A 26,559-nucleotide genomic window follows, 5' to 3' on the forward strand; every position below is an offset into this window, starting at 1 on the left:
GGCGAAGTGAGCGCCAAAAAGGCAAAACCCAGGGGGCTGGGGCGCGGGTTGTCCGCTTTGATGGCGGATGTCACGCAGGATCCGCAGGGGCAGGTATCTGCCGCGCCGCGTCGACCGGACATGAAAGTTCCGATCGAAAAGCTGCGGGCCAACCCCAACCAGCCGCGCCGCACTTTTTCGCAAGAGCAGTTGGACGAGCTGGCCGCCTCGGTCAAGGAAAAGGGCATCATCCAGCCCCTGATCGTGCGTCCCGTCGAGGGCGGCCAATACGAGATCGTCGCCGGTGAACGCCGGTGGCGCGCCGCGCAGATGGCGCAACTGCATGACATTCCGGTCATCGTGCGCGAGTTCGACGACACCGAGGTGCTGGAAGTCGCCATCATTGAAAACATCCAGCGCGCCGATCTGAATGCCGTGGAAGAGGCCGCAGGCTACAAACAGTTGATGGATCGGTTTGGACACACGCAAGAGAAACTGGCCGAAGCCCTGGGAAAGAGCCGTAGCCACATTGCCAACCTGTTGCGACTGCTGTCACTGCCCGGAGACGTTCAAGCCCTTGTCGTTGAAGGAAAATTGTCGGCCGGACATGCCCGCGCGCTGATCACGGCGGAAAACCCGTCCGAGTTGGCGAAGACCGTGGTCAAAGAGGGGTTGTCGGTTCGGGCGACCGAAGCCCTGGTCAAAAAGCAACAGCAGAGCAACACGGACAAGCCCGCGCCGCGCTCCCGCAACTTGAATGCGGGCAAGGATGCCGACACGCGGGCGCTGGAAAAGGACCTGTCCGCGATCCTGGCGATGAAGGTGGTTATCAACCACAAGCCGGGAACCGAGACGGGGCAGGTCGTGCTGACCTATGAAAACCTGGATCAGCTGGATGATCTCTGTGCCAAGCTCAGCCGCTAGGGCGTGACCAGATAAAGATCATGACCGCGCCCAGGGTCACGGCCTGAATGATCAGGACATGGACCGGAACCGAAACTAGAACGGACAGGCCAAAGACGGCGGCGACCGACAGGGTGGCCGCCTTTTTTGCCGCCGGCCGGATCGCACCCGAGCTCTGCCAGTCGACGATCAGCGGGCCGAAGGTGCGATGCGTCAGCAGCCAAGTGTGCAACCGGCTTGAGGACCGCGCGAAGAAAAACGCCGCCAGCAGCAGGAACGGAACCGTGGGCACCAGGGGAAGGACGACCCCGACCATCGCAAGCGCGACGCAGAGCAATCCCAATGTGGCCCACAGATAGTGCATCTTTACTCCAGTAATTCTCGGATCACCGCATTCAGAACGGCGCGGCCGTCCCCGGTGGCAGCCAGACGGTTTTCCTGTTGGGTGATCATTCCGATCTCCTGAAGATAGTCCAGTTTGGTCTGCGGCAAAGAGCGCCCGGCTAAACGGCTAAAACGGTCCATATCTAGACCTTCCGTCAATCGAAGACACATCATGAGGTATTCGTTCGCTTGTTCTTCAGCGGTCAGTGGGGTCCGCAGCTTCTCGCCATTTCCCTGCTCGGCGGCATTCAGCCACGCGGTCGGTGCCAGATGCGTTTCGGTTGCGATCCGTTGGCCGTTCACCGTGATCCGCCCATGGGCGCCCGGTCCGATGCCGACATAATCGCCATAGCGCCAATAGATCAGGTTGTGCCGCGACTCGGCCCCGGGGGCGGCGTGGTTCGACACCTCGTAGGCGGGCATGCCGTGGGCCTCGCAGATCTCTTGCGTGGCCAGATACATGTCGGCGGCGTTATCGTCCTCGGGCAGGCCACGCAGCTTGCCGACCGAATAGCGGTCGCCGAATGCGGTGCCTGCCTCGATGGTCAGTTGGTACAGCGACAGATGGTCGATCGCCATCGACAGTGCCTCGGTCAGCTCGGCGCGCCAGGCTTCAAGCGTCTGGTACTGGCGGGCATAGATCAGGTCAAAGCTGACCCGGTCGAAACAGGTGCGGGCGATGTCGAAGGCGGCACGTGCCTCGGCCACGCTGTGGATGCGGCCCAGCCGCCTCAGATCTTCGTCATTCATCGCCTGAATGCCCATAGAGATCCGGTTCACACCGGCATCGCGATAGGCGGCGAACCGTCCGGCCTCGACCGAGCCGGGATTGGCCTCGAGCGTGATTTCCATGTCATTGGCGGGCCGCCAAAGGCTGCGGGCGGTGTCGATCACGGCGGCGACGGTTTCGGGCGCCATCAGCGACGGGGTGCCACCGCCAAAGAAGATCGTATTCAGAACCCGGTCGGGGGTTTCGGCCGCAGATCGCTTCAGTTCGGACAGGTATGCGTCAAGCCATTGTTTTTGATCGATATTTCTGGAAACATGGCTGTTGAAATCGCAATAGGGGCACTTGGCCTCGCAAAAGGGCCAGTGCACGTACAGGCCAAAGCCCCCGTTGCGCCAATCATCCGCCAAAGCAGCCTTTCACGAACAGCTCGACCGCGCGGGCGCGGTGGCTGATCTTGTTCTTTTCCCACCGATCCATCTCGGCAAAGGTCTGGTCATATCCTTCAGGAACGAACATCGGGTCATAGCCGAACCCGTCCTTGCCGCGGATCGGCCAGACCAGATGACCGGGTGCTACGCCCTCGAACACCTCGTCATGGCCGTCGGGCCAGGCCAGAACCAGCGTACAGCGGAATTGGGCGGTGCGTGGATGCGGGGCGTTTCGCGCCTCAAGCTCGTTATGGGCGCGGGTCATGGCCATCAGGAAATCGCGGCCATTTCCGGTTTCGGCCCAGTCGGCCGTGTACACGCCCGGCGCGCCGTCCAACGCATCGATGGTGATACCGGAATCGTCGGACAGGGCGGGCAAGCCGGTGGCCCGGGCGGCGGCGTGGGCCTTGATGCGCGCGTTGCCGACGAACGTGTCCTCGGTCTCTTCGGGTTCGGGCAGGTTCATCTCAGCCGCGCCCACGACCGTCACGCCAAAGGGCTCGAGCAGATGGGCCATCTCCTCGAGCTTGCCTTTGTTGTGCGTGGCCACCAGCAGCCGATCGCCTTCAAACCGGCGGGTCATGCGGTGGCAGCCCGTTGCGCGGCCACCAGCTCGGACACGCCTTTTTCGGCCAATTCCATCAGATGGTCCATCTGCGTGCGGCTGAAGACGGAACCTTCGGCGCTCATCTGCACCTCGATCAGCTTGCCGGAGCCGGTCATGATGAAGTTGCCGTCGACGCCAGCCTCGCTGTCCTCTGGATAATCCAGATCCAGAACCGGCTGGCCGGCATAGATTCCGCAGGATACGGCCGCCACCGGATCGACCAGCGGGTCCGTGATCACGTCGCCGGCCTTCATCAGCTTGTTGACCGCCAGCCGCAGCGCGACCCAACCGCCGGTGATCGAGGCGCAGCGGGTCCCGCCATCGGCCTGCAGCACGTCACAGTCAACGGTGATCTGGCGTTCTCCCAGGGCGACGCGATCCACCCCGGCGCGCAGGGCACGGCCGATCAGGCGCTGGATCTCGACGGTCCGGCCACCCTGTTTGCCGCTGGCGGCCTCGCGCCGCATCCGGGTGTTGGTCGCGCGGGGCAGCATACCGTATTCGGCGGTGACCCAGCCCAGGCCCGACCCCTTGATGAAGGGCGGCACGCGATCTTCGATCGTGGCGGTGCACAAAACATGGGTGTCGCCGATCTTGATCAGGCAGGAACCTTCGGCATGTTTGGTAAACCCGGTCTCGATTGAAACCGGGCGCATTTCGCTTAAATCTCGTCCAGAGGGTCGCATGAGATATCCTTTGTCTGCTGGCTTGGGGATACCGCCCGGCGCGGCAGCGATGCAACCCCGATTGACCTTTCTGTTGGCAGCTATTTAATGACCATCCAGCAAAAGGATCGCCGATGAGTGAAGCGAGTAAAATTCTGGACGAGATGAATGACCGGTCGCGCGAGGTGTTCCGGCTGATCGTCGAGAACTATCTCGAAAGCGGCGAGCCGGTCGGAAGCCGGACGTTGACCCGGTCGCTGAGCGAGAAGGTCAGCGCAGCAACCGTACGCAACGTTATGCAGGATCTGGAATTTCTGGGCCTGTTGGACAGCCCCCATGTCAGCGCCGGGCGGGTGCCGACCCAGATGGGGCTGCGCATGTTCGTGGACGGGCTGCTGGAAGTCAGCGACCTGGGTGAGGAAGACCGGCAGAAGCTGGACGAAACCTTGGGCAGCAACGCAGGCGATGTCAGCGGCATGCTCGACCGGGTCGGCGCGGCGCTGTCGAACGTGACGCGCGGAGCGTCTTTGGTTCTGACGCCCAAGCACGAGGCCGAGATCAAGCATATCGAATTCGTGTCTTTGGGCCATGACCGGGCGCTTGTGGTTCTGGTGTTCTCGGACGGGCACGTGGAAAACCGTCTGTTCACGCCGCCGCCTGGGCAGACGCCCAGCTCGATGCGCGAGGCGGCCAATTTCCTCAACGCCCTGATCGAGGGCCGCACGCTGTCCGATGTGCGCCGCATGATCCAGACCGAGATTGCCGCGCGCCGCCAGGAGATCGACGTGCTGGCGCGCGAGCTGGTCGAAAGCGGGCTTGCGGCATGGGAGGGCGACGAGACGGACTCAGCGCGGCTGATCGTGCGCGGGCGGGCGAATCTGCTGGGCGATACCGGTCAGGAGGAAGAGCTGGAGCGGATTCGGGTCCTATTCGACGATCTTGAGCGCAAGCGCGATATCGCCGAATTCCTGGAATTGACCGAAGAAGGCGAAGGCGTGCGCATTTTTATAGGTTCTGAGAACAAACTTTTCTCACTTTCGGGTTCCTCTTTGGTGGTGTCTCCTTATATGAACGCTGATCGAAAGATAATCGGCGCCGTTGGCGTGATCGGGCCGACCCGTCTGAACTATGGGCGGATCGTGCCGATCGTGGACTATACGGCGCAGCTGGTCGGCAAGCTGATTTCCGACCGGAGCTAGAGGATAAAAGATGGCAGAGCCGAAGAACGAAGAATTTCTGGACGACATTGCAACTGCCGAGGCGGAAGAACTGGCCGAGGAATTGGCCGAGATCAGCGAGGAAGCGCTGGAACTGGATGCCCTGAAGGCCGAGCGCGACGAGCTGCGCGACAAGTTCATGCGCGCCTTGGCGGATGCGGAAAACGCACGCAAGCGCGGCGACAAGGCCCGCCGTGAGGCGGAACAGTATGGCGGGTCCAAGCTGGCGCGTGACATGCTGCCGGTCTATGACAGCATGAAGCGCGCGCTCGAGGCCGCGAGCGACGAGCAGCGCGAAGTTGCCGCCGGTCTGATCGAAGGCGTCGAGCTGACGATGCGCATGCTCAAGGACGTGTTCAAGAAACACGGGATCGAGGTGATCGCGCCCGAGGTTGGCGACAAGTTCGATCCGAACGTGCACGAAGCCATGTTCGAGGCCCCGGTGCCGGGCACCAAGGCGGGCGAGATCATCCAGGTTTCAGCCGAAGGATTCATGTTGAATGACCGCCTGCTGCGTCCGGCGCAGGTTGGCGTGTCTTCCACGCCGGCGAGCTGAAACGAGCCCTAGGGCGCATGCCTTCGGCGAGAGTATTTGGGAAAAGATGAAGGGGCGGTCAGGATCTGGCCGCCTCTTTCAGTTTGTAGATCAGGTCCAGCGCCTCGCGGGGGGTTAGGTCGTCCGGCAGGATCTGGTCCAGCATATCGGTGACCGGTGAGGCCTTCGCAGCCGGTGGCGGCGGGGGCGGTGCGGCGGAAAACAGCGGCAGATCATCGATCAGCGCCTTTTGCTTGCCGCCCTCGCGCTCGGTCTTTTCCAACTGGTCCAGAACCACGCGGGCGCGCTCGACGACCGAAGCCGGCAGGCCGGCCAGTTGTGCGACCTGCACGCCATAGGAGCGGTCGGCCGCGCCCTTGTGGACCTCGTGCAGGAAGATCACTTCGCCCTCCCACTCCTTGACCGCGACGGTGGCATTTTCGACGCCTTCCAGCTTGCCGGCCAGCGCGGTCAGCTCGTGGTAATGCGTGGCGAACAACGCGCGGCAGCGGTTGGAGGCGTGCAGATGTTCCAGCGTGGCCCAGGCGATGGACAGGCCGTCATAGGTGGCGGTGCCCCGACCGATCTCGTCGAGGATCACCAGCGCCCGGTCATCGGCCTGGTTCAGGATGGCCGCGGTTTCCACCATCTCGACCATGAAAGTCGATCGCCCCCGCGCCAGATCATCGGAGGCGCCGACGCGGCTGAACAGCTGGCTGACCAGCCCGATATGCGCGCGCTCGGCCGGAACGAAACTGCCCATTTGTGCCAGCAGCGCAATCAGCGCATTCTGGCGCAGGAAGGTCGACTTACCGGCCATGTTGGGGCCGGTCAGCAGCCAGATGGCCGCGCCGTCCTCGGCGCTGAGGTCGCAGTCATTGGCGATGAAGGCATCACCGGATTGCTGGCGCAATGCGTGTTCCACTACCGGGTGGCGGCCTGCGACGATGTCGAAGGCGCGCGAGCCGTCCACCTGTGGGCGGCACCAGTTTTCGCCCCGCGCCAGATCGGCCAGCGCGGTGGTCAGGTCCAGCTCGGCCAGCCCGCGCGCGGCCTGGTTGATGCGGGCAGCCTGCGCCAGAATCTCGTCAGAAAGCCTTTGATAGAGCCGCTTTTCGATCTCCAATGCCAAATTGCCGGCGTTCAGGATGCGGGTTTCGATCTCGCTGAGCTCAACCGTGGTGAACCGCACCTGGTTGGCGGTGGTCTGGCGGTGGATATAGGTCTCGCTGAACGGCGGGTTCAGCATCTTTTCGGCATGGGTGGCCGTGGTTTCGATGAAATAGCCCAGCACGTTGTTGTGCTTGATCTTCAGCGAGGCGATGCCGGTGTGTTCGGCGTATTTCTGTTGAAACCCGGCAATAACCGAGCGCCCCTCGTCCCGCAGGGTGCGGGCTTCGTCCAGTTCGGCGTCGAAACCCGGCGCGATGAAGCCGCCATCGCGCGCCAGCAACGGCGGGTCGGCGACCAACGCCTGGTTCAGCAGGTCGAGCAGGTTGTCGAAGCCTACGAGGTTCTGCACCGCGGTCGCCAACAGCACCGGCAGATCCTGACCAGCGCAGATCTCGGCAATCGCCTGCGCCTGCGCCAGTCCGTTGCGGATGGCGGCCAGATCGCGCGGGCCGCCACGCTCCAGCGACAGGCGCGACAGGGCGCGGTCCAGATCGGGCGTCTTGCGCAAGGCTTCGCGCAGATCGGCGGCGATCAGGCTGTCTTGGGCGGTAAATTCGACCGCATCCAGCCGCGCTTGGATCACGTCCAGATTGCGCGAGGGGCTGGACAGGCGTTGTTCCAAGAGGCGCGCACCGCCCGGGGTCACCGTGCGATCCACCACTGACAGCAGCGATCCCGCCCGTCCGCCCGACAAGGACCGTGTCAGTTCAAGGTTCCGGCGGGTGGCCGCGTCGATCTGCACGACGCGATCCTCGGATTCCTTCATCGGCGTCTGCAGCAGCGGCAGTTTGCCCTTCTGCGTGATTTCCAAATAGTCGATCAGCGCGCCCATGGCCGAGATCTCGGCCCGGCCAAAGTTGCCGAACGCGTCCAGCGTGCCCACGTGAAACAACCCGCAGATGCGTTTTTCTGCCGCAGTGCTGTCGAAACTGGCCCGCCCGATGGGGGTCAGCGCGATGCCAAGATCTTCGACCGTGTCGCGCAGATTAACCTCGGCGCCATCGGCCACGATCAGCTCGGACGGGGCCAGCCGGGCCAGCTCGGGGCTGAGGCGCACCGAGGTCAGCGGCATCACGTGAAACGCCCCGGTCGAGATGTCGGCCCAGGCCAGCGCGGCCTCGTCGCGCACCTCGGCATAAGCGGCCAGAAAGTTGTGGCGGCGGGCCTCCAGCAGGGCGTCTTCGGTCAGGGTGCCGGGGGTGACAAGGCGCACCACATCGCGCTTTACCACCGATTTAGAGCCTCTTTTTTTGGCCTCGGCCGGGCTTTCCATCTGTTCGCACACGGCGACGCGAAAGCCCTTGCGGATCAATGTCAGCAGATAGCCCTCGGCCGAATGTACCGGCACGCCGCACATCGGGATGTCTTCGCCATTATGCTTGCCGCGCTTGGTCAGGGCGATGTCCAGCGCCTCGGCGGCGTTCACGGCATCCTCGAAGAACATCTCGTAGAAATCGCCCATGCGATAGAACAGCAGGGCGTCTTTGTGGGCCTCTTTGATTTCCAGGTATTGCGCCATCATCGGCGTGACGTTGGACAAGGCTGCTCCCCTCTGGCGTATTCCGGGCGCGACCTTACAAATCCCCCAACCGCGACGAAAGGTGAAATCGCATAGTCGTTGAGGCGCGCCCCCGCCTGCGGTATGAGGCGAAAAGCCCCGAAGTCATGGAACCGACCGTCAAAATGCCCAAAGCGAAGATCACCAAAGAAGAGGCGCTGGCCTTTCACCTGGAACCCACCCCCGGCAAGTGGGAGGTGCAGGCCACCGTTCCCATGACCACGCAGCGCGATCTGTCGCTGGCCTACAGCCCCGGCGTGGCGGTTCCGTGTGAAGCCATCGCCGAGAACCCCGAAACCGCCTATGACTATACCAACAAGGGCAACCTGGTCGCCGTTATTTCGAACGGAACGGCGGTTCTGGGGCTGGGCAACCTGGGCGCGCTGGGGTCCAAGCCGGTGATGGAGGGTAAATCCGTCCTGTTCAAGCGCTTCGCCGACGTGAACTCGATCGATATCGAGCTGGACACCGAAGACCCCGACGAATTCTGCCGCGCGGTCAAGCTGATGGGGCCGACCTTTGGCGGCATCAATTTGGAAGACATCAAGGCGCCCGAGTGCTTCATCATCGAGCAGCGCCTGAAGGAAGAGATGGACATCCCCGTCTTTCACGACGACCAGCACGGCACGGCGGTGATCTGTGCGGCGGGGCTGATCAACGCGCTGCACATCTCGGGCAAGAAGATCGAGGACGTGAAGATCGTCCTCAACGGGGCCGGGGCAGCGGGGATCGCCTGTATCGAACTGCTCAAGGCGATGGGTGCCCGGCATGAAAACTGCATCGTCTGTGACACCAAGGGCGTGATCTATCAGGGCCGGACCGAGGGCATGAACCAGTGGAAGTCGGCCCACGCGATTGCGACCGAGCTGCGCACGCTGGAAGAGGCCATGAAGGGCGCCGACGTGTTCCTAGGCGTATCCGTCAAAGGCGCGGTCACGCAAGAGATGGTCGCCAGCATGGCTGACAATCCAGTGATCTTCGCCATGGCCAACCCCGATCCGGAAATCACCCCGGAAGAGGCACACGAGGTGCGCGTTGACGCCATCGTGGCCACCGGGCGCAGCGACTACCCCAACCAGGTCAACAACGTTCTGGGCTTTCCCTACCTGTTCCGCGGGGCGCTGGACATCCACGCCCGCGCCATCAATGACGAGATGAAGATCGCCTGCGCCCACGCGCTGGCCCGTCTGGCGCGCGAGGACGTGCCCGACGAGGTGGCGCTGGCCTATGGCAAGTCACTGACCTTCGGGCGAGACTACATCATTCCCACGCCGTTTGACCCGCGCCTGATCTATCGCATTCCGCCCGCCGTCGCGAAGGCGGGGATGGATACCGGCGCGGCCCGGCGGCCGATCATCGACATGGAGGCCTATGAGCTGAGCCTCAAGTCGCGCATGGACCCGACCGCCAGCATCCTGCGCGGCCTGAACGCCCGGGCCCGCGCGGCGCAAAGCCGGATGATCTTTGCCGAGGGCGACGATCCACGGGTTCTGCGCGCGGCGGTGATGTATCAGCGGTCGGGCTTCGGCAAGGCGCTGGTCGTGGGCCGGCCCGACGACGTGAAGACCAAGCTGGAAGCCGCCGGTCTAGGCGACGCGGTGCGCGAATTGGAGGTGGTCAATGCCGCCAACACCACGCATCTCGATGCCTACAAGGACTTTCTGTACCAGCGACTGCAGCGCAAAGGTTTTGACCGCAAGGACATCCACCGCCTGGCCGCGCGCGACCGGCATGTGTTCTCGGCCCTGATGCTGGCGCATGGGCATGGCGACGGTCTGGTGACCGGGGCCACCCGCAAGTCGGCGCATGTGCTGGACCGCATCAGCCATGTGTTCGACGCCGACGCCGCCCATGGCGCTGCCGGGATCACCGCGCTGCTGCACAAGGGCCGGATCGTGCTGATCGGCGACACGCTGGTGCATGAATGGCCCGACGAGAACGATCTGGCGACGATTGCCGAACGCGCCGCCACGGTTGCCCGCCACATGGGGCTGGAGCCTCGGGTGGCGTTTGTCAGCTTCTCGACCTTCGGGTATCCGGTGTCCGAGCGGACCGAAAAGCTGTACAAGGCCCCACAAGTGCTGGAGGCGCGCGGCGTCGATTTCGAATACGAAGGCGAAATGACCGTCGACGTCGCGCTGAACGCCCACCAGCAAGAGGCCTATCCCTTCTGCCGCCTGACCGGGCCGGCCAACATCCTGATCGTGCCTGCGCGGCACTCGGCGTCGATTTCCACCAAGCTGATGCAGGAAATGGCCGGGGCCACGGTGATCGGCCCGATCCTGACCGGCATCGACAAGCCGATCCAGATCTGTTCGACCGGCTCGACCGCGAATGACATCCTGAACATGGCCATCCTGGCCTCGTGCGACATGGCGTGATCTAATGGCAATCTGGAACCTTGGCTCGATCAATGCTGACACGGTCTATGCGCTGCCGCACCTGCCGGCGCCGGGTGAAACCCTGGCGGCCAGCGGGTTGCAGCGGTTTCTGGGCGGCAAAGGCGCGAACATGTCGGTTGCGGCGGCACGGGCCGGGGCGCATGTGCGCCACATCGGCGCCGTGGGGTCCGACGGGCTGTGGGCGCGCGACCGGTTGACCGAATACGGGGTCGACACGCGGCACATCGCGCAGGTCGATCAGCCCACGGGCCATGCGATCATCGCCGTGGATGCGCAGGGGGAAAACCTGATCATCCTGTACCCCGGCGCCAACCACGCGATCGGGGCCGATCAGGTTTCCGCCGCGCTGACAGACTCTGACACGGGCGATATTCTGGTTTTCCAGAACGAGACCACCGCACAGGTCGAAGCAGCGAAGCTGGGCCGCGAGCGGGGTCTGACGGTGTGCTATGCCGCAGCCCCCTTCAGCGCGCCGGCGGTGCAGGCGGTGCTGCCCTATCTGGATTTCCTGATCCTGAACGAGGTCGAGGCGGCCCAGCTGCAACAGGCCACGGGGCTGGCCCCGGCCGATCTGCCGGTCGAACATGTGATCGTCACGCTGGGGTCAAAAGGCGCCCGATATCATCAACGCGGCCAGTCGGCTGTTGAGTTTCCCGCCCACAAGGTCAAGGCCGTGGACACGACCGGGGCCGGGGACACCTTTACCGGATATGTCCTGGCCGGAATGGACCGGGGGATGCCGATGGCGCAGGCCATCACCCAAGCCAACCGGGCGGCGGCGTTGATGGTGATGCGGCCCGGCACGGCAGACGTCATTCCGGACCTGAAAGAGGTGCGCGAGGCCGCGCTGGATTAAGATCCGGCAAACGGCGCGGCGCTGCCCCACAGCTGCCGGACCCGCGCATCGCGGCCGCAGGCCTTGCGATACGCCTTGTAGGCATTCAGCTGGCGTTTCGGCCCGAACCGGGTGAACACCAGCTTTTTGCCCTTGTAGTAATCTTGGTGATAGGCCTCTGCCGGATAGAACACCCCAAGCGGCAGGATCGGAGTCACGATGGCCTGACCCAGCGCACGATTCGCTTCGGCTTTGCTGCGTTCGGCTAAAGCTTTTTCGCCTGTGTTAGAGACGAAAATCGCGGTGCGATAGCTGTCGCCCCGGTCACAGAACTGGCCTCCGGCATCGGTGGGATCGACCGAGCGGAAAAACAGGTTCAGCAAAGTTTCACGGGAAACGCGGGCCGGGTCAAAGGTGATCTGCACCGCCTCGTAATGGCCGGTGCCGCCGCTCGTGACTTGGCTGTAGGTGGGGTTCGGGGTCGTGCCGCCGGAATAGCCCGAAACCGCCTCGATCACGCCGGGTACGGACTCGAAATCGGCTTCGACGCACCAGAAACAGCCGCCCGCCACGGTCAGCGTCTCGGTCCCGGTCGCCGGGGCCGGCTGAGCGCGCAGGATCAGCGCCAGCGCAATCAGCGCAAACAGAAGGGTCAGCTTGATCTGGTCGAGGCAACGGGTCATGGCGGACCTCCTTTTCGCCTCAGGCTGCCGCGCATTGGGGGGGCTGACAATCGGCTGAAACCGTTTGTCACGCGGTGGTGAGACGAGTTTATCGCCTAGCCCAGAAGCTGCCCCAGCTTCATCGCGACGCCCATGTCGCCCGAGATCTTGAGCTTGCCCATCATCACCCCGGTCATCGGGTTCAGCTTGCCGGTCAGCAGTTTGCTCAGGTTTTCGCGCGAGATGCGGATGGTGCAATCGGTCTCGCGGTCCTGGGTTGTGGCCGTGTTGTCGGCCAGAACGATCACGCCATCGGCACCGCAATCGAATTTCAACGAGCCGTCAAAGCGTTTGTCGGCCAGCCCTTTCTGGATTCCCTCGGCGATCTCCTGCAGCATCCCTGCCTCCCTGTTTCGCACTTGCGTTCGGGGTGACAGAGGGCAGGGGCCGGGGCAAGCGTGACCTTACGGGAAACCGCTTAACCCAAGATCTGCTGCGTGCGCGGGCAGGGCTGCCCGTCATAGAACGCATCCAAAACCGCCTGGAATTCGGGCGGAGCATCGGGCACGGCGGAAAACAGGGTCATGGACGACCGCAGCTTCTTGGCGTCCACCTTGCCCAGAATCTCGGCCGGGTCCTTGCCCGCATGGGTCAGCATCAGCCGGGCCACCTCGGTCAGGCGGCGGCGCAGTTCGGGGTGGGCCAGATAGGCGGCAGCCTCGTCCAGATCCTCGATCCCGTAAAGCTGCGCCATGTGCGACTGGCCCAGTTCCGCCAGTTGCGGAAAGACGAACCACATCCAGTGGCTGGTTTTCTGCCCCTGTTCCAGTTCGCGCAGGACATCGGACCAGACCGTGTCCTGCGCTTCGATGAACATTTCCAGTTCGTCGTCCAGGCCGTCGTCCTCGGTCACTTGGACAACCGCTTGTCGCGTGCCGCCAGCAGTTTCAGCCGCAGCGCGTTCAACTGGATGAAGCCCGCGGCGTCTTTCTGGTCATAGGCGCCAGCGTCTTCCTCAAAAGTCACATGCGCCTCGGAATACAGCGAGTGATCCGACCAGCGGCCGACCGTCGATGCCAGACCCTTGTAGAGTTTCACCCGCACCGTACCGGTGACATGTTCCTGGCTCTTGTCGATGGCGGCCTGCAGCATCTCGCGCTCGGGGCTGTACCAGAAGCCGTTGTAGATCAGCTCGGCGTATTTCGGCATCAGCTCGTCCTTCAGGTGCATCGCGCCGCGGTCCATGGTGATGGATTCGATGCCGCGATGCGCTTCCAGCAGGATGGTGCCGCCCGGTGTTTCGTAGATGCCGCGGGATTTCATGCCCACGAACCGGCCCTCGACCAGATCGAGACGGCCGATGCCGTGCTTGCCGCCATATTCGTTCAGCTTGGTCAGCAGGGTGGCGGGGCTCATCGCCTCGCCATTGATGCTGACCGGGTCGCCTTTTTCAAAGCCGATCTCGATATATTCAGGCTCGTTCGGGGCGTCCTCGGGGTGGACGGTGCGCTGATAGACATAATCGGGCGCCTGAACGGCGGGGTCTTCCAGAACCTTGCCCTCGGACGAGGTGTGCAGCAGGTTTGCGTCCACCGAGAAGGGCGCCTCGCCGCGCTTGTCCTTGGCGATCGGGATCTGGTGCGCCTCGGCAAATTCCAGCAGCTTGGTGCGGCTGGTCAGGTCCCATTCGCGCCAGGGCGCGATCACCTTGATGTCGGGGTTCAGCGCATAGGCCGCCAGTTCGAACCGCACCTGGTCGTTGCCCTTGCCGGTGGCGCCATGCGCCACGGCGTCGGCGCCGGTTTCCTTGGCAATCTCGATCAGGCGCTTCGAGATCAGCGGACGCGCGATCGAGGTGCCCAGCAGATACAGCCCCTCGTACTGCGCATTGGCGCGGAACATCGGGAAGACGAAATCGCGGACGAACTCCTCGCGGATGTCCTCGATATAGATGTTCTCGGGCTTGATCCCCAGCAGCTCGGCCTTCTGGCGGGCGGGCTCAAGCTCTTCGCCCTGACCCAGATCGGCGGTGAAGGTCACGACCTCACAGCCGTACTCGGTCTGCAGCCATTTCAGGATGATCGAGGTATCAAGGCCACCGGAATAGGCCAGAACAACTTTCTTGGGCGCGGACATCTGACTTCCCCTTATGCGTAAGACGATTGGCCCCTAGCGGGTTTTCGACGTGGGGGCAAGAAGCAGTGGGTTGACCGGGCGCTGCGAATAAGCGCACACCAGAGACAACCAAAGATTGTCAAAGGGGTTTTTTGAATGCTTGGATGGAAAATTTTCGCCCATTCGCTGCGGATGGTGTTCGGCAATCTGCCGCAGGTTCTGCAAATCGTACTTGGTCCGGCCGTGATCGGAACCGTCGTAGTCATCGGGTTGTTTCTGGTGTCCGGCATTCCGGTCGAAGCCTTTGACGACAGCGATACAGGATTGCCGCCCGAGGTGAATCCGGCATCATTCATCCTGTTCATCATACTTTTGGCGATCGTGATGCTTGTCACCATGGGCTGGATCGCCGTGGCGTGGCACCGCTTCATCCTGCTCGAGGAGTATCCCAGTGGGCTTCTGCCGACCTTCCGGTTCGACCGCATCTTGGCCTATTTCGGGCGCGGGCTGATGTTGATACTCCTGTTTGCGATCGGATACCTGCCGATGCTTGTGATGATCGGAATGTTGGGCGAGGGCGCGATCGCGGTTTCGATCTTTCTGACGATCCTTTACATCGTGTTCCTGACCGTCTGCTTCTATCGGTTATCCATCATCCTGCCTGCGGCCGCCATCGGCCATCCGATCACGCTGGGCGATGCGTGGAGCAACACCCAACGCACTTGGGGCGCCATCCTCGTTTTGGTTCTGGTTTCGATCCTGTTCCAGTTCCTGGTGCAGCTGGCCGGCGGCGTTCTGTCGATGATTCCGGTAATGGGGGTTCTGATCGCCGTGTTCTTCGGCATGGTGATCCTGCCCATGATCAATGTCAGCATCCTGACCACGATGTATGGCGTGTTCATCGAAAAACGCGAACTGGGCTGATCGTCCGTACACCGATGTATTCCTTGCCCTTGTCGGCCTGATGGGGCAGGGAATGCGGCATGAGTGATTTCATGACCCGCGCCCGCGCCGCCGAACAGGCGATGCGCACCGTGTTTCCTGCAACCCCGTTGCAGCGCAATACTCATCTGTCAAAGAAATACGACGCCGACATCTGGCTGAAACGTGAAGACCTCAGCCCGGTGCGGTCCTACAAGATCCGCGGCGCGTTCAATGCCATGCGCAAGCAGCAGGGGCAGGACCTGTTCGTCTGCGCCAGCGCCGGCAACCACGCGCAGGGCGTGGCGTTCATGTGCAAGCACATGGATGTGCGGGGCGTGATCTTCATGCCGGTCACCACGCCTCAGCAGAAGATCCAGAAAACTCGGATGTTCGGCGGCGACAACATCCAGATCCACCTGACCGGCGACTATTTCGACCACACGCTTGCCGCGGCTCAGGACTGGTGCGCGCAGCAGGGTGGGTATTTCCTGTCGCCCTTCGACGATGACGACGTGATCGAGGGGCAGGCCTCATTGGCCGTCGAAATCGAGGAGCAGCTGGGCGGCCTGCCCGATCACGTGGTGCTGCCGGTGGGCGGGGGCGGCATGTCCTCGGGCGTGGCGACGTGGTTCGGCGACCGCACTCACTGCCTGTTTGTCGAACCCGCAGGCGGGGCCTGTCTGCGCGCGGCGCTGGCGGCGGACCATCCGGTGTCGCTGGACAAGGTGGACAATTTTGTCGACGGCGCGGCGGTGGGCCGGATTGGCGACAAGCCGTTCCGGCTGTTGCGCGACCGGCACCTGTCGGATGTGATCGTTCTGCCCGAGGACCGCATCTGCACCACCATGATCGAGATGCTGAACGTAGAAGGCATCGTGCTGGAACCCGCCGGCGCCCTGGCGATCGAGGCGGTCGGCGATGTCCAAAGCTTTGTACGCGGCAAGACGGTCGTCTGCGTCACCTCGGGCGGGAATTTCGATTTCGAACGGCTGCCCGAAGTCAAGGAACGCGCGCAGCGCTACTCGGGCATCAAGAAGTACTTCATCCTGCGCCTGCCGCAGCGCCCCGGAGCACTGAAGGAATTTCTGAACATCCTCGGCCCCGAAGATGACATCGCCCGGTTTGAATACATGAAGAAATCGGCGCGCAATTTCGGCTCGGTCCTGATCGGGATCGAAACCGCCAAGCCCGAGAACTTTCTGCGCCTGTTCGCCCATCTGGACGATGCCGGTTTCGTCTATACCGACATCACCGAGGACGAGACACTGGCCCAGTTCGTGATCTGACCGCTCACAGGCTCTGCGCCAGTTCGGCCAGGAACGTCTTGCGCGACTCGTCGAAGGCGGCCAGGAGCGCGTCCAGATCCACCTCGGAGCCCTGGCCCGCGGCGGCCCGCCGCTCACCGTCCTGACACAGTCTGGAGAAGGTTTCGAACCCGAGGCTCAGTGCGCTGCCCTTCAGGAAATGCAGGTTCTGCTCAAGCTCGCGCCGTTCGGTATCGGCCTGCAGGCGGTCGATGACCTCGCCCACCTCGTCCAGAAAGATGTGAACGACCTCATCGAACTCGTCGGGCCCGACCTCATCCCGCAATTGGCGCACCCTGGGCCAGTTTATCATGCCCGTTCTCCGCATTGACCCGTTTGTGACCTGACTACCGGGATCGGGTAAAGAGCACGTTAAGTCGGTCCCTGTGTGGTGGTGCCGGTTTTTCACCGGTTGTTAAGATTGGACGCTTAGCGTTTCTACACCCCGAATAGGAAGCGCAGAGGTCGGCGTGCGATTGCCCAGCCAACCAGAGATCAAGTCTGATCTGGATTTTGGTGCCATCCAGAACGTGCTGGTGGTGGATGACAGCCGCCTTCAGCGCCGGATCCTCGTGGCATCGCTCAAGAGATGGGGGTTCACCGTCATCGAGGCGGACAGCGGTGAAGAGGCGCTCGACCTGTGCAGGCAAGGTCTGCCCGATCTGGTGCTCAGCGACTGGGTGATGCCGGGGATGGGCGGGCTGGAGTTCTGCCGCGCCTTCCGACAGCTGGAAAAAGACGCGTACACCTACTTCATCCTTTTGACGTCCAAGAGCGAAAAGCAGGAGGTGGCGCGCGGCCTGGACGCGGGGGCGGATGATTTCCTCATCAAGCCGCTCGAGGCAGACGAACTGCGCGCGCGGATTTCGGCCGGTGCGCGGATATTGGGCATGCAGCGTGAATTGTCGGAAAAGAACCGGCTGATCGAAAAGGCCTTGTCCGAACTGCGCGCCGCACATGACTTGATCGACAAGGATCTCATGCAGGCCCGCAGCATCCAGGAATCGCTGGTGCCCGAGCTGACCCGGGAGTTTGGCCGCTCGCGCGTCAGCCTGTTGCTCAAGCCCTGCGGTCATATCGGCGGCGACCTCGTGGGCATGTTCTCGCCCGGTGCGAACCGGATCGGGTTCTACAGCATCGACGTGTCCGGGCACGGCATCACCTCGGCCATGATGACCGCGCGGTTGGGTGGGTACCTGACCAGCCAGCATTTTGACCAGAACGTGGCGATGGAGAAGCGGTTCAACAAGTTCTATGCACTGCTGCCCCCCGAACAGGTGGCCGAGACGCTGAATGCCCGCCTGATGGCCGATACCGGGATCGAGGAATATTTCACGATGGTCTATGCGATCGTCGATCTTCGGTATGGCCATGTGAAGATGGTTCAGGCCGGCCACCCGCACCCGTTGTTGATCCGTGCGGATGGTTCGATGCAGTTCATGGGCGACGGCGGTCTGCCGATCGGCCTGATCGATGGGGCGACCTTCCGAAAGATCGACTTCTACATGCAACCGGGCGACCGGTTGCTGTTGTATTCCGACGGGTTCACCGAATGCCGAGTGGCCGATGGCGGGCTGCTTGACGAAGATGGGCTGTGCAGGCTGGCGGGGGACTGTCTGGCCCAGCACAACGGCCCCGAGTTTCTGGACGACATGTTCTGGCGGCTCACCCAGTCGATGCCGCCCGGCGAAACGATGGATGATGACGTCTCGGCCGTGTTTTTCGAGTTCAACGGGAATTAACGCTCCGAAAGGTGCAAGCGGGCGAAATGGCGGTCGCCGGCATTGCCCAGCATCTGGACCGCATCGCCCGCGTTCATCCAGACCGCCTCGTGAAAGGCTTCGGTCGGCGGCCCCTGGCGCCGCACCGGGCGGGCGCGATAGATCAGGCAGATCTTTTCGGCCCACAGGTCGTATTCAGGCATGTAGGTAAAGCGCCGGAACGCGCCGACCCGGCGGGGGGAGGCGATCGACCAGCCGGTTTCCTCGAACACTTCTCGATGCAGGGCGGCGACCGGGGATTCGCCCGGGTCGATGCCGCCGCCGGGCAGCTGCAGGTCGGGGCCGGGCTCGATCTGGCAGGTCAGCAGCAGGCTGCCTCCCCGGGGCAGCAGCGCATAGACTCCTACGCGCCGAGTATATCTGCGCCCCGGTTCCGGGGTTTCGCCGAACCGCCTGATCATGTAAGAGCCCTTTCAACTCTGGATCTTCGACCTATATGGTGGCGGTATGCCAACCCGTGGCGTTTAAGGAAACCCCATGTCTTTTGGAACGAAAATCGCGTGGGACGATACCGTCCTGCCCTTTCAACTCGATGTCTCGGATATGCGCGGCCGTGTGGCGCGGCTGGACGGGGTGCTGGACGGCATCCTGAAACAGCACGACTATCCCGAACAGGTCGAGGCGCTGGTGGCCGAGATGGCCCTGCTGACCGCGCTGATTGGCCAGACCGTCGCGCTGCGCTGGAAGCTGTCGCTGCAGGTGCAGTCGAACGGACCGGTGCGGATGATCGCCACAGATTACTATGCCCCGCGCGAAGAGGGCCAGCCCGCGCAGATCCGGGCCTATGCCAGCTTTGACCGCGACCGGCTGACCGATGGCGCGCCTTTCGATCAGGTGGGCGAGGGGTATTTCGCGATCCTCATCGACCAAGGCAAGGGAACGCAGCCCTATCAGGGGATCACGCCGCTGACCGGCGGATCGCTGAAGGCCTGCGCCGAGTCTTATTTCGCGCAGTCCGAGCAGTTGCCGACGCGGTTCTCGCTGAGTTTCGGAAAATCGACCGAACCCGGAGCCGGCGAACGCTGGCGGGCAGGCGGCATCATGCTGCAGCACATGCCCAAGGCCTCGCCCTTCGTGGCCACGAATGACGGTACCGGCGACATCTTGACGGCGTCGGACCTGGTGGATGGCAATGAAGGCGAAAACTGGGACCGCGTGAACATCCTGCTGGATACGGTCGAGGATCTGGAAATGATCGGGCCGTCCGTGGCGCCGACCGACCTGCTGGTGCGCCTGTTCCACGAGGAACAGCCCCGCGTGTACGAGGCCCAGTCGGTGCAGTTCGGCTGCACCTGCTCCGAGGATCGCGTGCGTCAAAGCCTGTCGATCTACTCGGCCCAGGACATTGAGAAGATGACCACCGACGAAGGCACCGTCACCGCCGACTGCCAGTTCTGTGGCGCGCATTACGTGCTGGATCCGAAATCGGTCGGGTTCGAGGCCGAAGACCCGGATGACGGCTGACCTGATCCCGCGTCTGAGCGAAGCGCTTGCCCGTCCGGGTGACGGGTCCAGCGACTTCGACCTCAATCCCAGCACGGTTCTGCCTGCGGGGCGCAAGCTGCGCCCCGCAGGTGTTCTGGTCGCCGTGGACCTGGTCCGTGGCGATCCGCGCCTGATCCTGACCAAGCGGTCCTCGGCCCTGAAACATCATCCGGGGCAGATCGCATTTCCGGGCGGCAAGCAGGACGACACCGATGCGGATGTGACCGCCACGGCCCTGCGCGAGGCGCAGGAAGAGATCGGCCTGCCGCCGGACCTGCCGCGCATTCTGGGCACATTGCCGGTGCATGAAACCGTCACGTCATTCGCCGTGACACCGGTGGTCGCGGTTCTGGAGCGCGGCTTTGACCCGGTGTCCGAACCCGGCGAGGTGGACGAGGTGTTTTCGGTTCCGCTTGCGCATGTGCTGAACACTGCGAATTATGTGGTTGAATCGCGCATCTGGCGCGGAACACGGCGGTATTACTTCGCGGTGCCCTTTGGCCCCTACTACATCTGGGGCGCCACGGCCCGCATGTTGCGCGGGTTGGCGGCACGGATGAGCGAATGATGCGGATCACCGAAGACTGGATCACGAACCCGGCCACACAGAACGTGTGTGCAGCGCTGACCGAGGGCGGTGCGCAGGCGTTGTTCGTGGGGGGCTGTGTGCGCAATGCGCTGTTGGGGGCACCGGTCTCGGATCTCGACATCGCCACCGATGCCCGGCCGCAGCAGGTGATGGAACTGGCCGAACGGGCCGGGCTGAAGGCGATTCCGACGGGGATTGATCACGGCACCGTGACCGTGGTCAGCGACGGCATACCGCATGAAATCACCACCTTTCGCCGCGACGTCGAAACCGACGGGCGGCGCGCGGTCGTTGCCTTTTCCGACCAGGTGGAAGAGGACGCCGCCCGTCGCGATTTCACCATGAACGCGCTCTATGCCCGCCCCGACGGCAGCATTCTGGACCCGCTGGGCGGCCTGCCTGACCTGCAGGCGCGGCGCGTGCGGTTCATCGGCACGGCCGGGGATCGCATCCGCGAGGACTATCTGCGCTCGTTGCGGTATTTCCGGTTCCACTCCTGGTATGGCGACGCGCAGGCCGGAATGGACCCGGATGCGCTGGCGGCGATTGCGGCCGATCTGGACGGGCTCGACCGGCTGTCGCGCGAGCGGGTCGGGGCCGAGATGCTGAAACTTCTGGCCGCGCCCGACCCGGCCCCATCGGTGGCCGCCATGCGCAGCATCGGCGTTCTGGCGCATCTGCTGCCCGGCGCCGACGATCGGGCGCTGCCGATCCTGATCCATCTTGAATCGCAGGCCGGGCTTGCCCCCGACGCGCTGCGCCGTCTCGCGGTCATCGCAGGGCCCGAGGTTGCCGGGACTCTGCGCCTCAGCAAGGCGCAACTGGCCCGCCTGACCCGGATCCGAGACGGCGCGCAGGGCGGTGCCGGGGCGGCCGAATTGGGATATCGGCTGGGCCAACCAGACGGACAGGACGCGGCCCTGCTGCGCTTCGCCTTTCTGGAACAGCCCTGGACGGCTGAAACGAGCGCGGCCGTCGAAAAAGGGGCGTCAGCGACCTTCCCGGTCAGGGCCGCCGATCTGCTCGGGCGTTACTCTGGCCCGGCGCTGGGCGCGAAACTGGCCGAACTGGAAAGCCGCTGGATCGACTCGCATTTCACGCTGGACCGGGACGCGTTGCTGCAAGATTGACGGGAAGTCTCAAAAGGGGATGACAAGTCCTTGGGTTTCCGGCTAGGGTGCGCCTGTCTCATGGATGGAGGACTGCGAATGTATTACGGGATCTGGTTCGGCTAAAGCCAGAACGCCTGACCCGTACGGGTGGTGTTTTGGCGCCATCTGCTTTCGCGTTTTCAATTTTCCTGCTCGATCGGAGCACCTCCATGTTTCGCTATTTCGAAAACCTCGTTGACCCTTTTGTTTCCTATGAAGAGGTCGACACGCCGCCGACACGGCTGTGGCCCTTCATGCTGGATTATTCCCGCCCTTTTCGGCGCGTCTTCTTCTGGGCCGCGCTGATGTCGATCATCGTGGCCGCGGTCGAGATCGGGCTGATCTATTACATGGGCCGGGTCGTCGATCTGCTGGGCGGATCGCCGTCCGAGGTCTGGCAGGCCCACGGGACCGAGCTGGTTCTGGTCGCGCTGTTCATCCTGTTCCTGCGCCCGATCCTGCATGTGCTGGACGTGCTGTTGCTGAACAACGCGATCCTGCCCAATTTTGGCACACTGATCCGCTGGCGGGCGCACAAGCACGTTCTGCGCCAGTCGGTTGGTTGGTTCGAGAATGATTTTGCCGGGCGCATCGCCAACCGCATCATGCAGACCCCGCCCGCTGCGGGCGAGGTGGTGTTTCAAGTGTTCGATGCGATTTCGTTCTCGCTGGCCTATCTGATCGGCGCGGCGATCCTGCTGATGGCCGCCGATCCACGCCTGCTGCTGCCGCTGCTGATCTGGTTCGCGCTCTATGCGCTGCTGGTGCGCTGGACGGTTCAGCGGGTGGGACCGGCCTCGCAGGCCGCGTCCGATGCGCGGTCCACGGTGACGGGCCGGGTAGTGGACAGCTATACCAACATCCATTCGGTGAAAATGTTCGCCCATGCCAAGCAGGAACTCGATTATGCGCGCGAAGCGATCGAGGAGACCCGGCGCACCTTCCAGATCGAAATGCGTATCTTCACCATCATGGATGCCGTTCTGGTCGCGCTGAACGGCGTGCTGATCATCGGTGTGGTCGGCTGGGCCATTTACCTGTGGATGCAGGGCAGTGCCTCGGTTGGGGTGGTGGCGGCGGCCACCGCGCTGACGCTGCGGCTGAATGCCATGACCGGCTGGATCATGTGGGCATTGACCAGCTTCTTCCGCCAGCTGGGCGTCGTGGCCGAGGGGATGGAGACCATCGCCCAGCCCGTCGACCTGCTGGATGCGCCGGGCGCCAAGCCGCTGCAACTGACCGATGGCCGGATCGAGATCCGCGACCTGTCGCACCACTATGGCCGCGAGACCGGCGGGCTGGATCATGTCAATCTGACCATCCAGCCGGGCGAAAAGGTCGGCTTGATCGGGCGGTCGGGGGCCGGGAAGTCGACCTTGGTCAAGCTGTTACTGCGGTTCTACGACGTGGAAAGCGGCGCGATCCTGATCGACGGGCAGGACATCCGCACCGTCACCCAGGACAGCCTGCGCCGCAATATCGGCATGGTTCAGCAGGACAGTGCGCTGCTGCACCGCTCGGTGCGCGACAACATCCTGTATGGCCGGCCCGATGCCACCGAAGACCAGATGATCGCCGCCGCCAAACAGGCCGAGGCGCATGACTTCATTCTCGACCTGCAGGACCCGCAGGGCCGCACCGGCTATGACGCCCATGTGGGCGAGCGCGGCGTCAAGCTGAGCGGCGGGCAGCGGCAGCGGGTGACGCTGGCGCGGGTGATCCTGAAGGACGCGCCGATCTTGTTGTTGGACGAGGCCACATCCGCCCTAGATTCCGAGGTCGAAGCCGCAATCCAGGAGACGCTGTACGGCATGATGCAGGGCAAGACCGTGATCGCCATCGCGCACCGGCTCAGCACCATCGCCCAGATGGACCGCATCCTGGTGATGGACGGAGGCCGGATCGTCGAGGAAGGCACCCATGCCGATCTTTTGGAGCAGGGCGGTCTTTACGCCCAGTTCTGGGCGCGCCAATCTGGCGGCTTCATGAACCCCGGGGCCGCGGACGAGGCAGCAGAATGACGGTCGCAGACCTGATCAAACCGTTTGAACCCACCCAGACGCCCCCGCCGCAAAGGCTGGGGGCGTTCGTTCGCTGGTGCCTGACAGGGGCCTGGCCCATGTTGTTCGCCGCTGCGCTGTTTTCGGCCCTTGCAGGTGCAATGGAGGCCGGAACCGCCTGGATTCTGGGCTGGGTGATCGACATGGCGACTGCCAGTGGGCCCGAAAACTTTCTGACACCGCGAAACCTGTGGATGATCCTGGGGGCTGTGGCGTTCTTCATGTTGATCCGACCGCTGCTGTTCGGGCTGTCCTCGGTGTCGAACAACTATATCGTCATGCCCAACATCCCGCCGCTGGTGCTGGCAAAGCTGAACCGTTGGACGCTGGGCCAGTCGGTCGCCTATTTCGACGACGATTTTGCCGGCCGCATCGCGCAGAAACAGATGCAGACGGCCAATGCGCTGACATCGGTCGTATCGGAGACCATCAGCGCCATCGTCTTTGCCCTCGCCTCGCTTGTCGGATCTTTGCTTTTGTTAGGGTCTATTCACCCCTTGGTCATGCTGCCCTTCGTGGCTTGGCTGGCGGTGTATTTCCTGCTGGTGCGCTGGTACCTGCCGCGCATTCGCACACGCTCGGCCGCGCGGGCCGGGGCGCGGGCGATGGTGTCTGGGCAGGTAGTGGACACGATCACCAACATCAAGACGGTCAAGCTGTTTGCCCATTCCGAGTTCGAGGATCAGGCCGCCCGCGACTCGATGGTTGCGCTGCGCGACAAGTCGCTGGCCTTCGGCAAGCTGTCGGCCAGTTTCCGGTTCATTTTGATGACCTTGGCCGGGCTTCTGCCGGTTCTGCTTTTGGGCGCCACCTTGTGGCTTTGGCAGGTCGGGTCGGCGACCACCGGGGATATCGTGGCGGCGGGCGCCATCTCGATCCGCATCGCACAGATGACGGGCTGGGTCAGCTTCACCCTGATGGGGATCTACGCCCATGTGGGCGAGATCGAGAACGGCATGAAAACCCTGGCGCGGCCCGACCGGGTCGAGGATGCGCCGGACGCCATCGAGCTGGCAGTGCCCGAGGGCCGGATCGAGTTCCGCGATGTCAGCTTTGCCTATGGTCGCGACGTGGGCGGGGTCTCGGACCTGACGCTAAAGGTGCAGCCGGGGGAGAAGCTGGGGATCGTCGGCGCCTCGGGGGCGGGCAAATCCACCCTAGTTTCGCTGCTTCTCAGGCTCTACGACAGGGAAAATGGCCAGATATTGATCGACGGGCAGGACATCGCCCGCGTCACGCAGGACAGCCTGCGCCGCAAGATCGGCATGGTCACGCAGGAAACCGCGATGTTCAACCGCTCGGCCCGCGACAACATCCTATACGGCCGACCCGATGCCACCGAAGACCAGATGATCGCCGCGGCCCAAAAGGCCGAAGCGCATGACTTTATCCTCGATCTGCAGGACGGGCAGGGGCGCAAGGGATATGACGCGCATCTGGGCGAGCGCGGCGTCAAGTTGAGCGGCGGCCAGCGGCAGCGCATCGCGCTGGCCCGCGCGATCCTCAAGGACGCGCCGATCCTCGTGCTGGACGAGGCGACCTCGGCGCTGGACTCCGAGGTCGAGGCCGCGATCCAGACCGCGCTGCACCGGGTGATGGAGGGCAAGACCGTTCTGGCCATCGCCCACCGCCTGTCCACCCTCAGCGAGATGGACCGGATCATCGTTCTGGATCACGGGCGCATCGTGGAGAGCGGGCCGCATGACACCCTGCTGGCGCAGGGCGGGCTGTATGCGCGGTTCTGGCACCGCCAGTCGGGCGGGTTCATCCAGACCGAGGCCGCCGAATAAGGGTTTTGTTGGCGCATCAGCCCGGCTATCAGGCAGGCCATGACGCAGGAATACACCATTCTCCGCCTCGGGCATCAGGGCGACGGCATCGCCGAGGGCCCGGTCTATGCCCCCCGAACGCTGCCTGGCGAGCGGGTCAGCGGCCTGCTGGACGGCTCGGAGCTGACCGATATCAAGGTGCTGACGCCGTCGGACGATCGGGTCAAACCGCCGTGCCGCCACTACAAAAGCTGCGGCGGCTGCCAGTTGCAGCACGCCTCGGACGCCTTCGTGGCCGATTGGAAGGTCGAGGTGGTGCGTACCGCGCTGGCTGCTCAGGGGCTGCAGGCCGAGATGCGCCCGATCCTGACGTCGCCGCCGCAGTCGCGTCGCCGCGCCACCATCGCGGTGCGCCGCACCAAGAAGGGCGCGCTGGCGGGGTTCCACGGCCGCGCCTCGGACGTGATCACCGAGATTCCTGATTGCCAGCTGCTGGACCCGGCGCTGACCGCCGCCATCCCCGTGGCCAAGGCGCTGGCCGAACTGGGCGGCAGCCGCAAGGGCGTGTTGTCGGTCACCCTGACCCTGTCCGAAGCCGGGCTGGACGTGGCGGTGCAGGGCGGCAAACCTCTGGACGGCCCGCTGGAACTGGCGCTTGCGCAGGCGACCGAGCAGCACGGCTTGGCGCGGCTGGCCTGGGATGGCGAGGTGATCGCCATGCGCAACCCACCCGCACAGCGTTTTGGTCCGGCCACGGTGGTCCCGCCGCCGGGGGCTTTCCTCCAGGCTACAAAAGATGGAGAACAGGCTCTAACACTGGCAGTTTTGGAGATTGTTGGCCCAGCCAAGCGTGTGGTTGATCTGTTCGCGGGCTGCGGCACGTTCTCGTTGCCGCTGGCGCAACTGGCTGAGGTTAATGCCGTTGAAGGCGCGGCTGATATGACCCGCGCGCTGGACCAGGGCTGGCGCAAGTCCACGGGGTTGAAACAGGTCACGACCGAGACGCGCGACCTGTTCCGCCGCCCCTTGATGCCGGACGAGCTGCGCCGCTTCGACGCCGTGGTTCTGGACCCGCCACGCGCCGGCGCCGAGGCCCAGGTGGCCGAGCTGGCTCAGGCCCGCCGTCCGGTCATCGCCTATGTGTCCTGCAACCCTGTGACCTTCGCGCGGGATGCAAAAATTCTGGTTAAGGCGGGCTATGCCCTTGAATGGGTCCAAGTGGTTGACCAATTTCGATGGTCATCCCACAGCGAACTGGTGGGCAGCTTCAAACTGGCAGAGAACCCATGACCCGACAGGAGAC

General features: G+C 63.6%; 25 protein-coding genes. 14 read left to right on the forward strand and 11 right to left on the reverse strand.

Features of this window, described 5'->3' with window-relative positions:
* Positions 1-6: 6 nt before the first annotated feature.
* A complete protein-coding gene (locus tag AC2FME_RS10895) occupies positions 7-903 on the forward strand; it encodes a ParB/RepB/Spo0J family partition protein (RefSeq protein ID WP_496800434.1) in 897 nt (298 codons plus the stop codon).
* Here AC2FME_RS10895 and AC2FME_RS10900 read toward each other — a convergent pair.
* The 4 genes from AC2FME_RS10900 to rph are packed head-to-tail and all read right to left on the reverse strand — an operon-like array spanning position 893 to position 3,717.
* The gene (locus AC2FME_RS10900) at positions 893-1,246 is read right to left on the reverse strand and encodes a YbaN family protein (protein ID WP_496681622.1); all 354 of its coding nucleotides are present in this window, start codon (positions 1,244-1,246) and stop codon (positions 893-895) included. The genes AC2FME_RS10895 and AC2FME_RS10900 overlap by 11 nt on opposite strands.
* A 2-nt stretch (positions 1,247-1,248) precedes the next feature.
* Positions 1,249-2,403: a radical SAM family heme chaperone HemW gene (hemW, locus tag AC2FME_RS10905; RefSeq protein WP_496800435.1), complete on the reverse strand. Its 1,155-nt coding sequence runs from the start codon at positions 2,401-2,403 to the stop codon at positions 1,249-1,251.
* On the reverse strand, positions 2,393-3,007 hold the full coding sequence (gene rdgB, locus AC2FME_RS10910; protein ID WP_496681617.1) for an RdgB/HAM1 family non-canonical purine NTP pyrophosphatase: 615 nt from the start codon (positions 3,005-3,007) through the stop codon (positions 2,393-2,395). Before rdgB ends, hemW begins: the two co-directional genes overlap by 11 nt.
* Complete coding sequence (gene rph / locus AC2FME_RS10915) at positions 3,004-3,717, reverse strand: ribonuclease PH (protein WP_496681615.1); 714 nt, start codon at positions 3,715-3,717, stop codon at positions 3,004-3,006. The genes rdgB and rph overlap by 4 nt, the downstream gene beginning before the upstream one ends.
* Before the next feature lie 113 nt (positions 3,718-3,830).
* Here rph and hrcA point away from each other — a divergent pair, with 113 nt between their 5' ends.
* Positions 3,831-4,895: a heat-inducible transcriptional repressor HrcA gene (gene hrcA, locus AC2FME_RS10920; protein ID WP_496681612.1), complete on the forward strand. Its 1,065-nt coding sequence runs from the start codon at positions 3,831-3,833 to the stop codon at positions 4,893-4,895.
* Positions 4,896-4,905: 10 nt separating this feature from the next.
* Positions 4,906-5,469: a nucleotide exchange factor GrpE gene (locus AC2FME_RS10925; RefSeq protein WP_496800436.1), complete on the forward strand. Its 564-nt coding sequence runs from the start codon at positions 4,906-4,908 to the stop codon at positions 5,467-5,469.
* Between the two features lie 58 nt (positions 5,470-5,527).
* Here the strand turns inward: AC2FME_RS10925 and mutS are convergent, their stop codons facing one another.
* The gene (gene mutS / locus AC2FME_RS10930) at positions 5,528-8,143 is read right to left on the reverse strand and encodes a DNA mismatch repair protein MutS (RefSeq protein WP_496800492.1); all 2,616 of its coding nucleotides are present in this window, start codon (positions 8,141-8,143) and stop codon (positions 5,528-5,530) included.
* Positions 8,144-8,304: 161 nt separating this feature from the next.
* Between mutS and AC2FME_RS10935 the strand changes: the two genes are divergently transcribed.
* Together AC2FME_RS10935 and AC2FME_RS10940 are read left to right on the forward strand one after the other, a co-directional pair.
* Positions 8,305-10,560 (forward strand): NADP-dependent malic enzyme, encoded by a 2,256-nt coding sequence (locus tag AC2FME_RS10935; protein WP_496681606.1) that lies wholly within the window; start codon positions 8,305-8,307, stop codon positions 10,558-10,560.
* A 4-nt stretch (positions 10,561-10,564) separates the two neighbouring features.
* Positions 10,565-11,437: a ribokinase gene (locus AC2FME_RS10940; protein WP_496800437.1), complete on the forward strand. Its 873-nt coding sequence runs from the start codon at positions 10,565-10,567 to the stop codon at positions 11,435-11,437.
* Here the strand turns inward: AC2FME_RS10940 and msrA are convergent.
* From msrA to AC2FME_RS10960, 4 genes are all read right to left on the reverse strand, one after another.
* A complete protein-coding gene (gene msrA / locus AC2FME_RS10945; RefSeq protein WP_496800438.1) occupies positions 11,434-12,099 on the reverse strand; it encodes a peptide-methionine (S)-S-oxide reductase MsrA in 666 nt (221 codons plus the stop codon). The two genes, AC2FME_RS10940 and msrA, sit on opposite strands and share 4 nt — an antisense overlap.
* A 95-nt stretch (positions 12,100-12,194) precedes the next feature.
* Positions 12,195-12,476, reverse strand: a complete 282-nt coding sequence (locus AC2FME_RS10950; protein ID WP_496800439.1) for an SCP2 sterol-binding domain-containing protein — start codon at positions 12,474-12,476, stop codon at positions 12,195-12,197.
* A gap of 80 nt (positions 12,477-12,556) precedes the next feature.
* Positions 12,557-12,955, reverse strand: coding sequence for a DUF1810 domain-containing protein (locus tag AC2FME_RS10955; RefSeq protein ID WP_496800493.1), 399 nt, complete (start codon positions 12,953-12,955; stop codon positions 12,557-12,559).
* Between the two features lie 32 nt (positions 12,956-12,987).
* The gene (locus AC2FME_RS10960; protein WP_496800440.1) at positions 12,988-14,214 is read right to left on the reverse strand and encodes an argininosuccinate synthase; all 1,227 of its coding nucleotides are present in this window, start codon (positions 14,212-14,214) and stop codon (positions 12,988-12,990) included.
* Between the two features lie 135 nt (positions 14,215-14,349).
* On the opposite strand from AC2FME_RS10960, the gene AC2FME_RS10965 reads away from it, so the two are divergent.
* The gene (locus AC2FME_RS10965) at positions 14,350-15,117 is read left to right on the forward strand and encodes a hypothetical protein (protein ID WP_496800441.1); all 768 of its coding nucleotides are present in this window, start codon (positions 14,350-14,352) and stop codon (positions 15,115-15,117) included.
* A gap of 59 nt (positions 15,118-15,176) precedes the next feature.
* Positions 15,177-16,403, forward strand: coding sequence for a threonine ammonia-lyase IlvA (gene ilvA / locus AC2FME_RS10970; protein WP_496800442.1), 1,227 nt, complete (start codon positions 15,177-15,179; stop codon positions 16,401-16,403).
* A 4-nt stretch (positions 16,404-16,407) separates the two neighbouring features.
* Here the strand turns inward: ilvA and AC2FME_RS10975 are convergent, their stop codons facing one another.
* Entirely contained in the window at positions 16,408-16,734 is a 327-nt protein-coding gene (locus tag AC2FME_RS10975; RefSeq protein WP_496687842.1) for an Hpt domain-containing protein, read from the reverse strand.
* Positions 16,735-16,897: 163 nt separating this feature from the next.
* Here AC2FME_RS10975 and AC2FME_RS10980 point away from each other — a divergent pair, with 163 nt between their 5' ends.
* Positions 16,898-18,163, forward strand: a complete 1,266-nt coding sequence (locus tag AC2FME_RS10980) for a PP2C family protein-serine/threonine phosphatase (protein ID WP_496681649.1) — start codon at positions 16,898-16,900, stop codon at positions 18,161-18,163.
* On the opposite strand, the gene AC2FME_RS10985 is transcribed toward AC2FME_RS10980, so the two are convergent.
* A complete protein-coding gene (locus AC2FME_RS10985) occupies positions 18,160-18,603 on the reverse strand; it encodes an NUDIX hydrolase (protein WP_496711014.1) in 444 nt (147 codons plus the stop codon). The genes AC2FME_RS10980 and AC2FME_RS10985 overlap by 4 nt on opposite strands.
* A gap of 76 nt (positions 18,604-18,679) precedes the next feature.
* Between AC2FME_RS10985 and hslO the strand changes: the two genes are divergently transcribed.
* From hslO to AC2FME_RS11015, 6 genes are all read left to right on the forward strand, one after another.
* On the forward strand, positions 18,680-19,666 hold the full coding sequence (gene hslO / locus AC2FME_RS10990) for an Hsp33 family molecular chaperone HslO (RefSeq protein WP_496681592.1): 987 nt from the start codon (positions 18,680-18,682) through the stop codon (positions 19,664-19,666).
* Positions 19,656-20,255, forward strand: a complete 600-nt coding sequence (locus tag AC2FME_RS10995) for a CoA pyrophosphatase (RefSeq protein ID WP_496800443.1) — start codon at positions 19,656-19,658, stop codon at positions 20,253-20,255. The genes hslO and AC2FME_RS10995 overlap by 11 nt, the downstream gene beginning before the upstream one ends.
* Positions 20,252-21,406, forward strand: a complete 1,155-nt coding sequence (locus AC2FME_RS11000) for a CCA tRNA nucleotidyltransferase (protein WP_496800444.1) — start codon at positions 20,252-20,254, stop codon at positions 21,404-21,406. Before AC2FME_RS10995 ends, AC2FME_RS11000 begins: the two co-directional genes overlap by 4 nt.
* Positions 21,407-21,597: 191 nt before the next feature.
* Complete coding sequence (locus AC2FME_RS11005) at positions 21,598-23,448, forward strand: ABC transporter ATP-binding protein (protein WP_496800445.1); 1,851 nt, start codon at positions 21,598-21,600, stop codon at positions 23,446-23,448.
* Complete coding sequence (locus tag AC2FME_RS11010; RefSeq protein ID WP_496800446.1) at positions 23,445-25,277, forward strand: ABC transporter ATP-binding protein; 1,833 nt, start codon at positions 23,445-23,447, stop codon at positions 25,275-25,277. The genes AC2FME_RS11005 and AC2FME_RS11010 overlap by 4 nt, the downstream gene beginning before the upstream one ends.
* 39 nt (positions 25,278-25,316) lie before the next feature.
* Entirely contained in the window at positions 25,317-26,546 is a 1,230-nt protein-coding gene (locus AC2FME_RS11015; protein WP_496800447.1) for a class I SAM-dependent RNA methyltransferase, read from the forward strand.
* Positions 26,547-26,559 lie beyond the last annotated feature (13 nt).

The organism is Ruegeria sp. BHSC026, assembly GCF_059613065.1.